The organism is Acidovorax sp. Q11, from assembly GCF_054950075.1.
Genome location: NZ_JBUDZG010000005.1, coordinates 183,173 through 195,289, shown reverse-complemented (window position 1 = coordinate 195,289; position 12,117 = coordinate 183,173). Strand labels below are relative to the sequence as shown.

Sequence of the window (12,117 nt, the reverse complement as noted above, 5' to 3'; positions counted from 1 at the left end):
TGTGGCGTGGTTTCGGTTTGACCTGAATGCCATGATCCAGCTCACACGGCGCGCTCCTGCGGTGCTCTACCCCTTGCGACGCAGCCTGGTCTTGGGTGCCGTGTTGATGGGCTTGTTGTTTGTGGGGGCGGCGGCGCTGTGGGCCTGGCTTGCGCAAGGTGCGACGCTGTCCTGGGTGTCTGTAAGCACTGCCGGTGGCCTTTGGCTGGTGGCAGCTGCAGGTGCGGTGCATTTCTGGCGCCAGCAGTTCGTGGGATCCCTGCGCTGGGACGGGCAGAGCTGGGTTCTGGAAAGCGATGGGCCTGAAAAAATATTCCGGGCACTTTCTGCGCCGCCCGAAGTCCTTCTTGACCTGCAGGCCCATCTTTGGGTGTGTGTCTCTCCCTGGGGGCATCACCGCACCTGGCTTTGGCTGGAGCGTGCGAGCCAGCCCGAGCGCTGGCTGGACATGCGCCGTGCGGTATATTCGCGCGCCGTACCGGGCGCTGACAACCCTGAAGCAAACGCCCCGGCCACGGCCGTGGGGCGTGAATCCTGAGTATCCATGACTGTAATTTCGCCTTCCCCCTCCGAAGACAGCGATCTCCACTTGGTGGAGCGCACGGTAGCGGGCGATCAGCGCGCCTATGAGTTACTGGTCATCAAGTACCAGCGCCGCATCGAGCGCCTGATAGGGCGCATGGTGCGCGACACCGATCTTGTCCAGGACATTGCCCAGGAGACCTTTATTCGGGCCTACCGGGCGCTGCACCAGTTCCGTGGGGATGCGCAGTTCTACACCTGGCTGTACCGCATTGCCGTCAATACCGCCAAAAAGGCGCTGATGGACATGAAGCGCAACCCGGTCATTTCAGAAAACGCCTTCCGGGGCGGCGAGGACGAGGATGAAACTTCCCGCCTCGGACATGAACTAACCAGCGACGAAACCCCCGAGACCGTACTGGCCGCCCAAGAGATTGCGCAGGTGGTGAACGCGGCCATGGAGGCGTTGCCCGATGACTTGCGCCAGGCGGTGACGCTGCGCGAGATCGAGGGTTTGAGTTACGAAGAGATCGCGACGGCCATGGGATGCCCCATCGGCACGGTGCGGTCCCGGATTTTTCGGGCGCGTGAGGCCATCTCGGCCAAAGTGCGCCCTCTGCTTGAGAACCAGTCGGGCAAACGGTGGTGAGGTGATGGAATGAACAAGGCTGAAACAGGTATCAATGGACTGGCGGGCGGCTCCGTGGACCAAGGGGTGGACCATCGGGAGCGGCTGTCTGCACTGGCCGATGGCCAGCTTCAGGGCGACGAACTGAGTGCCGCATTCGCCTACGCGGCAGAAGACGAGGACGGGGCCAAGACCTGGCAGCTGTACCACCTGGTGGGTGATGTGTTGCGCTCGGCAGACTTGGCGCAGCCTGCCAATCCGGCATTCATGGCCCGTTTGCGTGAACAACTGGCCCAGGAGGCGCTGCCTGAGCGTCCCCATGCCCCGGTTCCCGTGACAGTGGTTGCGGCCGGACTGCCCGAGGCTGCCAATGCGTCCGTGTTCCGCTGGAAGATGGTGGCGGGCTTTGCTTCCCTGGCTGCGGTGGCAGCGATAGGTTGGACATCCCTGGCCAGTTTGCAAGGAGCTGGCGCTGGCGCCCAGTTGGCCGCTGTGCCCGAACGCAGCAGCCCGGCCCCAGTGGCTCCCGTGGTGGCCGTGGCCGACGCTGATGGTCAGCAGGTGATGCTGCGGGATCCCCGTCTGGATGAATTGCTCGCGGCCCACAAGCAGTTTGGCAGCACATCGGCACTGCAGATGCCAGCGGGTTTTCTGCGTAATGCCACCTTTGAAACCCCTGGCCGTTGAATTGGGAATAGGGATGCCTGCTCCAGGCGGTGAGATCGCGTAATGAACACATTGGGAGTGTTGGAGACTGTTGGAATTCTTCGCAACCGGTGGCTGATGTGGTGTGGGGCGGTGGTTGTGTGGGGCCTGGTGGCGTCGGCAGCCCTGGCCGCAGGCCCTGGCGGGGGCAGTCCTGCTGCGTCTTCCTCGGAGGCACTATCTGTCCCGGTCGAGCGTGATGCGGCGCAGTGGATTGAGCGCATGCACAGTGCGCCCTGCCGCAAATCCTACGCCGGGGTATTCGTGGTGATGTCGGCCAACGGAGCCATGTCCAGCTCGCGCATCTGGCACGCCTGCGATGGGCTCCAGCAGATGGAGCGGGTGGAGTCGCTGAGCGGCACACCGCGCACTGTTTTTCGGCGCAACGATGAAGTGCGTACTTTTTTGCCACAAGCGCGTGTGGTGCGTACGGATCGGCGCGATGCAGCCGGGCTTTTCCCGCGCGTGCCAGTGGTCAGTGGCACCTCCACGGCCCAGTTTTATACCTCTCAGCTGATGGGCCAGGAGCGGGTGGCGGGGTTGGTGTCCGATGTGGTGTGGTTCAAACCCCTGGACGCCCTGCGCTTTGGCTATCGTCTGTGGGTGGAGAGGGACACCGGGCTGGTGGTGAAGCTGCAAACCCTGGCCTTGGACGGGCGGGTCCTGGAGCAGGCTGCCTTTTCGGAGCTTGATTTGAATGCGTCGGTGCGGGTGGAGCAGCTCTCCCGCTTGATGGATTCAACAACGGGCTACAAGGTGGTCGCCCCAGCCGTCGTGAAGACGACAGCCCAGGCCGAGGGCTGGGCACTGCGGCAGCCGGTGGCGGGCTTCGTGCCTGTCAGTTGCCACCGGCGCGCAGTTTCTGGTGCTGACGATGCGCAAACTGTGTTGCAGTGCCTGTACTCCGATGGACTGGCGTCTGTGTCCTTGTTCCTGGAGTCTTTTGACCCGCAGCGCCACCCGGCGCAATCCCAGGTGTCGGGCATGGGCGCAACGCAGCTCCTGGCGCAGCGGGTGTTGCCGGATACCTGGTTGACGGCTGTCGGCGAGGTCCCCTTGCAGACGCTGCGCCTTTTTGCCGGACAACTGGAACGCGTCCGCTGAGCGCGTCCATCCTCTCGGGGTGGCGAACGCCCCTTCCTGGCTAGGTTGACTGATGGTGTGGAGAAGAACCCGGATCATTGCCGGGAACCATTTCGCGGCACACTCTTCACAGTCACACCAAGTTGATAGACAGCATTTGCGCAATTCACGAAAGGTCGAAGATGCCGAAGTTCGATAGAAGTAAGCTGCGCTCTGTGGCGCTCGCGTGCATGTTTGCCGGAGTGGCCGGCGCCGTAGCGCTGCCCCAGGCGGCGTGGGCCCAGCCAGCGGCCGTGATCCGGGGGTTGCCGGACTTCACGGATCTGGTGGACCAGGTGGGACCGTCGGTGGTGAATATCCGCACGGTCGAAAAAGCGTCCTCCCGTGCCGGTGCCAATGGCATGGACGAGGAGATGCTGGAGTTCTTCCGGCGTTTTGGTGTGCCTATCCCCAACCAGCCCCGCCAGCAGCGCCCCCAGAGGCCGCAGCAGGAAGAGGAGCAGCAGCCACGGGGTGTCGGCTCCGGGTTCATCCTGACGGCAGACGGTTTTGTCATGACCAACGCCCATGTGGTGGACGGGGCCGATGAAGTCATCGTGACGCTCCCGGACAAGCGAGAGTTCAAGGCCAAGATTGTTGGTGCAGACAAGCGCACGGACGTGGCGGTGGTCAAGATCGAAGCCACGGGTCTGCCTGCGGTGAAGGTGGGGGATGTGAGCCGCCTGCGCGTGGGGGAATGGGTGATGGCGATTGGCTCCCCTTTTGGGCTGGAGAACACCGTCACGGCGGGCATCGTTAGTGCCAAGCAGCGCGACACGGGTGACTACCTGCCGTTCATCCAGACCGATGTGGCGATCAACCCCGGCAATTCGGGCGGCCCGCTCATCAACATGCGTGGCGAGGTGGTGGGCATCAACAGCCAGATCTATTCCCGCTCAGGTGGCTTCATGGGCATCTCGTTTGCCATCCCCATGGATGAAGCCATGCGGGTGAGCGAGCAGTTGCGTGCATCGGGGCGTGTGACGCGTGGGCGCATTGGCGTGCAGATTGGCGCGGTCACCAAAGATGTGGCCGAGTCCATTGGCCTGGGCAAGGCGCAAGGTGCACTGGTCACCGGTGTTGAGGGTGGGTCGCCCGCCGACAAGGCCGGTGTCGAGGCTGGTGACATCATCACGCGTTTTGACGGGAAGCCCATCGAAAAGGTAGCGGACCTGCCGCGCCTGGTGGGCAATACCAAGCCCGGAAGCAAGAGCACGGTGACGGTGTTCCGCCGGGGGGCAACGCGTGATCTCGGTATCACCATCGCAGAAATCGAACCAGACAAGCCTGCTACCAAGGTGGCCGAGCGTGAGGAAAAGCCCAAGGTCTCCGCAGCCGCGCAACAGTTGGGGCTGTCGGTGGCGGAACTGACGGACGCGCAGAAGAAGGAGTTCAAGCTCAAGGGTGGCGTGGTGGTGGCCGCTGCCACCGACGCTGCAGCCCGTGCGGGACTGCGCGAAGGGGACATCATTCTGTCGGTCGCCAACACCGAAATTTCGGGCGTCAAGGAGTTCGAGTCTGTGCTCGCCAGGGCCGACAAGAGCAAGTCCATCAACGTGCTGTACCGGCGCGGTGAGTGGGCCCAGTACGCCCTGATCCGGTCTGGGCGCTGACGCGGCGCTGTTGGAAGAGGGGCGGCCCCACACAGGGCTGATTCCCCTCTTCTTTGAGCGGGACTTTGGGCGACCGATTTCTTTTTTGGCTTTTTTGCGTCGCCCTCGGAGGATGACTAGATGTTAGCTTTTGCTAACTTTCGGGAGGCCTATCAACCATATTCGATAGAATAGAGGCTTCCGTTAAACGCTTATCTGCATATTGACTGGCGTCGGGTTCACGATGCGGGATGGTTTGGTGCAATGCACAGCTGATCCACAGCTCACCCACAAGTTGTCCAGCGTTGTTGTTGTGCCAACTGTGAATAAACTGTGTATAAAATCCCTGTTGCAGACCGGCAACTCCCCCTCGGTGCAGTCGGGCGGGCTTTTCCAAGCGGCCTTTTTGCCTACAATGAAGCTCCAACTATCGCAGTTGCCAATGATTGTTGGTTCAGGGCGCGTCGCCACTCGACGCGCCCTTTTTTCTTGTGGGCGCCGTTTTAATTCAATCACTTGACGCTTTCCGTTGATGAATCACATCAGAAATTTTTCCATCATTGCGCACATCGACCATGGCAAGTCGACGCTGGCCGACCGCTTGATCCAGCGGTGTGGCGGGCTGGCGGAGCGCGAGATGGAGGCCCAGGTCCTGGACTCGATGGACATCGAAAAAGAGCGTGGGATAACCATCAAGGCGCAGACCGCTGCGCTGCAGTACAAGGCGCGCGATGGTCAGATCTACAACCTCAATCTGATCGACACGCCCGGCCATGTGGACTTCTCCTACGAGGTCTCTCGTTCATTGTCTGCATGTGAAGGCGCACTGCTTGTCGTCGATGCATCGCAGGGCGTAGAAGCGCAGACCGTGGCCAATTGCTACACCGCGCTGGATCTGGGTGTGGAAGTGGTGCCCGTGCTCAACAAGATGGATTTGCCTAACGCCGATCCGGACAACGCGAAGGCGGAGGTCGAGGATGTCATCGGCATTGATGCGACCGACGCCATCCCTTGCTCGGCAAAGACTGGCATGGGCATCGACGAGATCCTCGAAGCCATCGTAGCCAAGGTGCCTGCGCCGCGTGGCAATGCCGATGGTCCGCTGCGCGCGATGATCATCGACAGCTGGTTCGACAGCTACGTGGGCGTGGTGATGCTGGTGCGCGTGGTCGATGGCCGTTTGCTGAAAGGCGAACGCATCAAGATGATGGCCAGTGGTGCGGTGTACAACGCGGACAACCTTGGTGTGTTCACGCCTGCCAACGAGCCGCGCAATTCGCTCGACGCAGGGCAGGTGGGCTACATCATCGCTGGCATCAAGGAACTGCAGGCCGCCAAGGTGGGCGACACGATCACGCTCGAAAAGAAGTTGCCCAACAATGCAGGCCCTGCCACCGAGGCGCTGCCCGGCTTCAAGGAAATCCAGCCCCAGGTGTTTGCCGGCCTGTACCCGACCGAGGCGAGCGAATACGACTCGCTGCGCGATGCGCTCGAAAAACTCAAGCTCAATGACGCCTCTTTGCATTACGAGCCTGAAGTCAGCCAGGCGCTGGGTTTCGGTTTCCGCTGCGGCTTCCTGGGCCTGCTGCACATGGAAATCGTGCAGGAGCGCCTGGAGCGCGAGTTTGACCAGGACCTCATCACGACCGCACCCAGCGTGGTCTACCAGGTGGTCAAGGCCGATGGAGAAGTGATCATGGTCGAGAACCCCTCCAAGATGCCCGACCAGGGGAGACTGGAGGAAATCCGCGAGCCCATCGTCACGGTGCATCTGTACATGCCCCAGGACTACGTGGGCCCGGTGATGACACTGGCCAACCAGAAGCGTGGTGTGCAGATGAACATGGCGTACCACGGTCGTCAGGTGATGCTCACCTACGAAATGCCACTCGGCGAAATCGTGCTCGACTTCTTCGACAAGCTCAAATCGGTGTCGCGCGGCTATGCCTCCATGGACTACGAGTTCAAGGAATACCGCGCGTCCGACGTGGTGAAGGTGGACATTCTTCTGAACGGCGAAAAGGTGGATGCACTGTCCATCATCGTGCACCGTTCGCAATCCCAGTACCGGGGGCGCGCCGTAGTTGCCAAGATGCGCGAGATCATCAGCCGCCAGATGTATGACGTGGCCATCCAGGCAGCGATCGGCGCCAACATCATCGCGCGCGAGACCATCAAGGCCTTGCGCAAGAACGTGCTGGCCAAGTGCTACGGCGGGGATATCTCTCGAAAGCGCAAGTTGCTCGAAAAGCAGAAGGCGGGCAAGAAGCGGATGAAGCAGATCGGTTCGGTCGAGGTGCCCCAGGAGGCGTTTCTGGCCATTTTGCAGGTGGAAGATTGATGCAGTTCATGCAAATTCTCACGTCTTTGGTGCTGGCCGTGTTTGCTGGTTATGTCGGCGCCTGGTACTTTGGCGCTATCGAGGGCAACTTTGCACTGCTGCTTTTTTTGGCCACGGTGATCACCGGCGCGTACTGGCTGGCGGAGCGGTTCTACTTCTTGCCGACACGGCGCCGTGCGGCGCAAGCGATAGAGGATGCTGCCGTGGCGCGCCGCGCCGAGCTGGACCGCATGGGCATCCAGAAGATCGATGTGGATGTGCAGGAGGCCAAAGGCCAGATCCTCATGCAGCCCTGGTGGCTGGACTGGACCGCAGGCCTTTTCCCGGTGATTGTTGCGGTGTTTTTCCTGCGCTCCTTTTTGTTTGAGCCGTTCAAGATTCCGTCCGGATCCATGATTCCGACCTTGCTGGTGGGCGACCTGATCTTGGTGAACAAGTTCACCTACGGTCTGCGCCTTCCGGTCATCAACACGAAGATCACCGAGGGCAACAAGCCCGTGCGTGGCGACGTGCTGGTGTTCCGTTATCCACCGCAGCCCAGCATGGATTACATCAAGCGTGTGGTCGGTGTGCCTGGCGACGAAATCGCCTACATCAACAAGCGCCTCACGATCAATGGCAGGGCGATTGATACAAAAGCGATTCCCGACTTTTTCGAAGAAGACGCGATGCGCTACTTCAAGCAGTTCGAGGAAACGCTGGGCGACAAGCCCCACCGCTTGCTGAACAACCCCGATGTGCCCGCTTTTGTGCAAGGCGCCAGCAATTTTGCCTATCGCGAAAACTGCCGCTACAGTGTGGAAGGTGTCGCTTGCAAGGTCCCCGAAGGCCACTATTTCATGATGGGCGACAACCGCGACAACTCGCTGGACTCCCGCTACTGGGGGTTTGTTCCAGAGGGCAATATCGTGGGCAAGGCTTTTTTTGTCTGGATGAATTTCGGTAATCTCAAGCGTATCGGTGCATTTCACTGATAAGCACAGCCGCTGTACAGCACATAGTGAGGGGGTAATTTATGACAGTGAATCGCACCGCAAGCCGCTCCCGCCAGCGCGGGTTGTCTTTTTTTGGATTGGTTTTTGTTGGCGTGATTGCAGTGGCTGTGTTTGCCATTGGTGGCCAATCCGTGCCTATCTTCCTTGAGTACAACGCAGCGAAAAAGGCCATTGAAAAGGCCAAGGTGGAGAGTTCCGTGGCCGGTGTGCGGGCTGCTTTTGACCGCGCTGCGGCGATCGATGACATTTCCTCCATCAAGGGATCGGACCTGGACGTGACCAAACGCGGCGACAAGGTCGTGGTGTCGTTCAAATACGCCCGCGAGATCCCTCTGGCGGGGCCGGCCTACCTGGTCTACCGCTTTCAAGCGCAGACCAACTAGGTGCAGCCCGGTCTTGTCGCGCTGCAGGCTCGCCTGCAGCATGTTTTTTCTGATCCTTCGCTGCTCCAGCGTGCCACCACGCACCGCAGTTTTTCCGCGGACCACAACGAGCGGCTCGAATTTCTGGGTGACTCCGTCCTGAATCTGGCGGTTGCCAGCCTGCTGTACCAGCGGCTGTCGGCCTTGCCTGAGGGCGATCTGTCCCGGGTGCGCGCCAACCTCGTCAAACAGGACACCTTGCACCAGCTGGCCCTGCGGCTGAAAGTCTCCGAGGTGCTGCGCCTGGGCGAGGGAGAGGCCAAGTCAGGCGGGCAGCAACGCCCCTCCATCCTGGCCGATGCCCTCGAAGCACTGATTGGTGCGGTGTACCTCGATGCGGGGTACACCCACGCCGAGGCGCTGGTACACCGCCTGTTTGAAGGGGTGGAAATCAACCCCCAGATGCAGGCGGCGTCCAAGGATGCCAAAACCGCGTTGCAGGAGTGGCTCCAGGGCCGCAAAATGAAGCTGCCGCAGTACCGGGTGGTGGCGACCGTGGGCGCGGCCCACCGCCAGACCTTTGATGTCGAGTGCGATATTCCCGAATTGGGCCTGACCGAACGTGGCATCGGTGGCTCGCGCCGGGCGGGCGAGCAGGCGGCCGCCGCCGCCATGCTGGCCACATTGAAAGCAAAGAATTTATGAATGATGCTACTAAAAATGTAGCTGGTGACGAGGGTGCAGAAAGCGCCCCCGTGCAAAACGATCTGGAGGCCATGTTGGCCGCCGCTGCAGTGCCTGCCGCTGTGCCCGGCCAGCGCTGCGGCGTGATTGCCATTGTGGGCAAGCCCAATGTGGGCAAGTCCACCCTGCTCAATGCCCTGGTGGGGCAGAAGATCAGCATCACCTCGCGCAAGGCACAGACCACGCGCCACCGCATCACCGGCATCCGTACGCGCGAGCAGACCCAGTTCGTCTTTGTCGATACGCCGGGATTCCAGACCCGCCATGCCACGGCGCTCAACAAGTCGCTCAACAAGACCGTGATGGGCGCGATCGGCGACGTGGACCTGATCCTCTTCGTCGTCGAGGCGGGCAACTTCACGCTGGCCGATGCCAAGGTGCTGTCGCTTTTCAAGCCCGGCATTCCCACCTTGTTGCTGGCCAACAAGCTCGACATGGTCAACCGCCGTGCCGAGCTGGCCCCCTGGCTCAAGAGCATGCAGGAGCGCCACCCGTTTGCCGAGTTCGTGCCCATGTCGGCCAAGAACAAGGGCGACATCGAGCGCCTCTTTGGCATCTGCGCCAAGTACCTGCCCGAGCAGGGCTGGTGGTATGCCGAGGACGAGCTGACCGACCGCAGCGAGAAGTTCCTGGCGTCCGAAACCGTGCGCGAAAAGCTGTTCCGCTTCACCGGCGATGAGCTGCCCTACACCTCGACCGTGGTCATCGACAAGTTCGACGAGGAAAAGAGCAAGCAGCACAAGCGCCTCGTGAAGATCGCCGCCACCATCGTGGTCGAGCGAGACAACCACAAGATGATGGTCATTGGCGACAAGGGCGAGCGCCTCAAGCGCATCGGCACCGAGGCCCGCCAGGAGCTGGAAAAGCTCATGGACGCCAAGGTGTTCCTCGAACTCTGGGTCAAGGTGCGCTCCGGCTGGGCGGACGACGAAGCGCGCGTGCGCTCCTTTGGCTACGAATGAGCCCTGCCCGGATGATCTGCCGGCTACCCGACGCGGTGGCTGGCTTTTTCTGATCTCTCTCGCACCACTTTCCAACCAGCACCGTGGCTGCCTCCAAGCGCATTGCCGATGAGCCCGCCTTCGTGCTGCACAGCTACGACTGGAGCGAGTCCAGCCTGATCCTGGAAGTCTTCTGCCGCCGCCAGGGGCGTGTGGCCCTGGTGGCCAAGGGGGCGAAGAAGCCCACCTCCAACTTTCGTCCCGTGCTGCTGCCGCTGCAGCCCCTGCTGCTGACCTACACCCTGGCGGGCGACGGCACGGCCGACATCCACACCCTCAAGGGCGCCGAGTGGGTGGGCGGCCATGTGATGCCCACGGGCGATGCGCTGCTCTCGGGCCTGTACCTCAATGAACTGCTGCTGCGCCTGCTGGCGCGGGCCGATGCGCACACCGCGCTGTTCGACGCCTACGCCGGTGTGGTGCGCGTGCTGGCCAGCGAACATGGTGACGCGCTGGAGCCCGTGCTGCGCAGCTTTGAATTGCTGCTGCTGCGTGAGATTGGCCTCCTGCCCAGCCTGGATGTGCAGACCATGACGCTGGAGCCGCTCAAGGCCGACGCCCGCTACACGCTGGTGGCCGAAGGTGGTTTGCGGATGGCCTCCAGCACCGACCGCGCGGCGTTGGCAGGCCGCCAGTGGATCGCCCTGCAGCGCGCGCTGGACGATGACTCCGCCAGCTACACCGCCACGCTGCGCGCCTGTGCCCCCGTCGCGGCGGAACTCAAACCCCAGCTGCGCACCGTGCTGCAATACCATTGCGGCAGTCCCATGCTGCGCACCCGCCAGCTCATGATCGATCTGCAGGCCCTATGAACCAGCCATCCAACGCTTCGCATCCGACCACTGCCCTGTCGGTCAACGTCAACAAGGTCGCGCTGCTGCGCAACACGCGCCACCTGGGCATTCCCAGCGTCACGCGCGCGGCCGAGCTATGCCTGCGGGCGGGTGCGCAGGGCATCACCGTGCATCCCCGGCCCGACGAGCGGCATATCCGCGCCCAGGACGTGTTCGAGCTGGCCGCCTTGATGAAGGCTTGGCCGGATCGCGAATACAACATCGAAGGCAACCCGTCGCAGAACCTCATGGACTTCATCCGCCAGGTGCGGCCCCACCAGGCCACCTTTGTGCCCGACAGCGAAGACCAGTTCACCAGCGACCACGGCTGGAGCTTTCCGCAGGATGCCGAGCACCTGGCGCCCCTGATCGCGGAGTGCAAGGCGCTGGGTGTGCGCGTGAGCCTGTTCATGGACCCGGTGCCCGAGCAGATGGCTGCCGCCAAGGCCGTGGGTGCCGACCGGGTGGAGCTGTACACCGAGCCTTACGCCGCCGCCTGGGGCACGCCGCAGCACGCCATCGAGCTGGAGCGCTACGCCGCCGCTGCCCAGGCTGCGCTGGACGCGGGCCTGGGCGTGAACGCAGGCCATGACCTCAACCGCGACAACCTGGCCGCCTTTGTGCGCGAGGTGCCCGGTGTGCTCGAAGTCTCGATTGGCCACGCCCTCATCGCCGACGCGCTGGAGCTGGGCTACACCGCCACGGTGTTGGCCTACCTGGAATGCATCCAGGCGGGGTTTGCAGGCGTGGTCAATAACTCCTGATTTGATAGCTGCTAAGGCATGATGGACGCGCGGTAGCAGCCATTTTTATTCAAAAATTCTCATGATCTACGGCATTGGCACCGACATCTGCGACGTGCGCCGCATTGCCGCCAGCCTGGAGCGCCACGGCGAACGTTTTGCCCAGAAGGTGCTGGCCGACGGCGAGCTGGCCACCTGGCGCGAGCGCAGCAGCCGCTGGCCTGACCGGGGCCTGCGTTACCTGGCCACGCGCTTTTCGGCCAAGGAAGCGTTCAGCAAAGCCATTGGCTTGGGGCTGCGCATGCCCATGACCTGGCGCCACTGCGAAGTGGCCAAGCTCCCCACCGGCCAGCCGGTGATCGTGCTGCACGGCGCGCTCAAAGAATGGTTCGATGCCCAAGGGCTGAAGGCGCACCTGAGCGTGACCGACGAGACCGACTACGCCGCCAGCTTCTGTGTGGTTGAGAAAATTTGAAGAAAATATGCCTCTACCGCGCGACTGGTATGCCGTGGTAGCTATTGTTTTGAT

At 62.1% G+C, this 12,117-nt stretch carries 13 protein-coding genes; all 13 read left to right on the top strand.

Annotated features, from left to right (window positions below; genetic code table 11):
• Nucleotides 1-31 precede the first annotated feature (31 nt).
• The 13 genes from ACYZGB_RS06870 to acpS all read left to right on the top strand — a co-directional run bounded on the left by ACYZGB_RS06870 (nucleotide 32) and on the right by acpS (nucleotide 12,063).
• Nucleotides 32-538, top strand: coding sequence for a hypothetical protein (locus ACYZGB_RS06870; protein WP_462387504.1), 507 nt, complete (start codon nucleotides 32-34; stop codon nucleotides 536-538).
• A 6-nt stretch (nucleotides 539-544) separates the two neighbouring features.
• Nucleotides 545-1,171 carry an RNA polymerase sigma factor RpoE gene (gene rpoE / locus ACYZGB_RS06865; RefSeq protein ID WP_462387503.1) on the top strand — a complete coding sequence of 209 codons (627 nt, stop codon included), beginning with the start codon at nucleotides 545-547 and terminating at the stop codon, nucleotides 1,169-1,171.
• Between the two features lie 9 nt (nucleotides 1,172-1,180).
• Nucleotides 1,181-1,837, top strand: coding sequence for a sigma-E factor negative regulatory protein (locus ACYZGB_RS06860; protein WP_462387502.1), 657 nt, complete (start codon nucleotides 1,181-1,183; stop codon nucleotides 1,835-1,837).
• A 42-nt stretch (nucleotides 1,838-1,879) separates the two neighbouring features.
• Nucleotides 1,880-2,959 (top strand): MucB/RseB C-terminal domain-containing protein, encoded by a 1,080-nt coding sequence (locus ACYZGB_RS06855; protein WP_462387500.1) that lies wholly within the window; start codon nucleotides 1,880-1,882, stop codon nucleotides 2,957-2,959.
• A 161-nt stretch (nucleotides 2,960-3,120) separates the two neighbouring features.
• The gene (locus tag ACYZGB_RS06850) at nucleotides 3,121-4,590 is read left to right on the top strand and encodes a DegQ family serine endoprotease (protein WP_462387499.1); all 1,470 of its coding nucleotides are present in this window, start codon (nucleotides 3,121-3,123) and stop codon (nucleotides 4,588-4,590) included.
• Between the two features lie 511 nt (nucleotides 4,591-5,101).
• Nucleotides 5,102-6,910: a translation elongation factor 4 gene (gene lepA, locus ACYZGB_RS06845; protein WP_462387498.1), complete on the top strand. Its 1,809-nt coding sequence runs from the start codon at nucleotides 5,102-5,104 to the stop codon at nucleotides 6,908-6,910.
• Nucleotides 6,910-7,884, top strand: a complete 975-nt coding sequence (lepB, locus tag ACYZGB_RS06840; RefSeq protein WP_462387496.1) for a signal peptidase I — start codon at nucleotides 6,910-6,912, stop codon at nucleotides 7,882-7,884. The genes lepA and lepB overlap by 1 nt, the downstream gene beginning before the upstream one ends.
• Before the next feature lie 41 nt (nucleotides 7,885-7,925).
• Nucleotides 7,926-8,288: a DUF4845 domain-containing protein gene (locus ACYZGB_RS06835; RefSeq protein WP_462387495.1), complete on the top strand. Its 363-nt coding sequence runs from the start codon at nucleotides 7,926-7,928 to the stop codon at nucleotides 8,286-8,288.
• Nucleotides 8,289-8,972, top strand: coding sequence for a ribonuclease III (gene rnc / locus ACYZGB_RS06830; RefSeq protein WP_462387493.1), 684 nt, complete (start codon nucleotides 8,289-8,291; stop codon nucleotides 8,970-8,972).
• Nucleotides 8,969-9,973 carry a GTPase Era gene (gene era / locus ACYZGB_RS06825; RefSeq protein ID WP_462387492.1) on the top strand — a complete coding sequence of 335 codons (1,005 nt, stop codon included), beginning with the start codon at nucleotides 8,969-8,971 and terminating at the stop codon, nucleotides 9,971-9,973. The genes rnc and era overlap by 4 nt, the downstream gene beginning before the upstream one ends.
• Before the next feature lie 83 nt (nucleotides 9,974-10,056).
• Nucleotides 10,057-10,824, top strand: coding sequence for a DNA repair protein RecO (gene recO, locus ACYZGB_RS06820; RefSeq protein ID WP_462387491.1), 768 nt, complete (start codon nucleotides 10,057-10,059; stop codon nucleotides 10,822-10,824).
• Nucleotides 10,821-11,609, top strand: a complete 789-nt coding sequence (locus ACYZGB_RS06815) for a pyridoxine 5'-phosphate synthase (protein WP_462387490.1) — start codon at nucleotides 10,821-10,823, stop codon at nucleotides 11,607-11,609. Before recO ends, ACYZGB_RS06815 begins: the two co-directional genes overlap by 4 nt.
• A 61-nt stretch (nucleotides 11,610-11,670) precedes the next feature.
• Nucleotides 11,671-12,063 carry a holo-ACP synthase gene (gene acpS / locus ACYZGB_RS06810; RefSeq protein ID WP_462387489.1) on the top strand — a complete coding sequence of 131 codons (393 nt, stop codon included), beginning with the start codon at nucleotides 11,671-11,673 and terminating at the stop codon, nucleotides 12,061-12,063.
• Nucleotides 12,064-12,117: the final 54 nt, after the last annotated feature.

What these genes read in the sequence shown, in the direction of transcription:
- ACYZGB_RS06860 (WP_462387502.1), top strand. Translation starts at nt 1,181, where the DNA reads ATGAACAAGGCTGAAACAGGTATCAATGGACTGGCGGGCGGCTCCGTG.
- acpS (WP_462387489.1), top strand. Translation starts at nt 11,671, where the DNA reads ATGATCTACGGCATTGGCACCGACATCTGCGACGTGCGCCGCATTGCC.
- lepB (WP_462387496.1), top strand. Translation starts at nt 6,910, where the DNA reads ATGCAGTTCATGCAAATTCTCACGTCTTTGGTGCTGGCCGTGTTTGCT.
- ACYZGB_RS06835 (WP_462387495.1), top strand. Translation starts at nt 7,926, where the DNA reads ATGACAGTGAATCGCACCGCAAGCCGCTCCCGCCAGCGCGGGTTGTCT.
- ACYZGB_RS06855 (WP_462387500.1), top strand. Translation starts at nt 1,880, where the DNA reads ATGAACACATTGGGAGTGTTGGAGACTGTTGGAATTCTTCGCAACCGG.
- rpoE (WP_462387503.1), top strand. Translation starts at nt 545, where the DNA reads ATGACTGTAATTTCGCCTTCCCCCTCCGAAGACAGCGATCTCCACTTG.
- lepA (WP_462387498.1), top strand. Translation starts at nt 5,102, where the DNA reads ATGAATCACATCAGAAATTTTTCCATCATTGCGCACATCGACCATGGC.
- ACYZGB_RS06850 (WP_462387499.1), top strand. Translation starts at nt 3,121, where the DNA reads ATGCCGAAGTTCGATAGAAGTAAGCTGCGCTCTGTGGCGCTCGCGTGC.
- ACYZGB_RS06815 (WP_462387490.1), top strand. Translation starts at nt 10,821, where the DNA reads ATGAACCAGCCATCCAACGCTTCGCATCCGACCACTGCCCTGTCGGTC.
- ACYZGB_RS06870 (WP_462387504.1), top strand. Translation starts at nt 32, where the DNA reads ATGATCCAGCTCACACGGCGCGCTCCTGCGGTGCTCTACCCCTTGCGA.
- era (WP_462387492.1), top strand. Translation starts at nt 8,969, where the DNA reads ATGAATGATGCTACTAAAAATGTAGCTGGTGACGAGGGTGCAGAAAGC.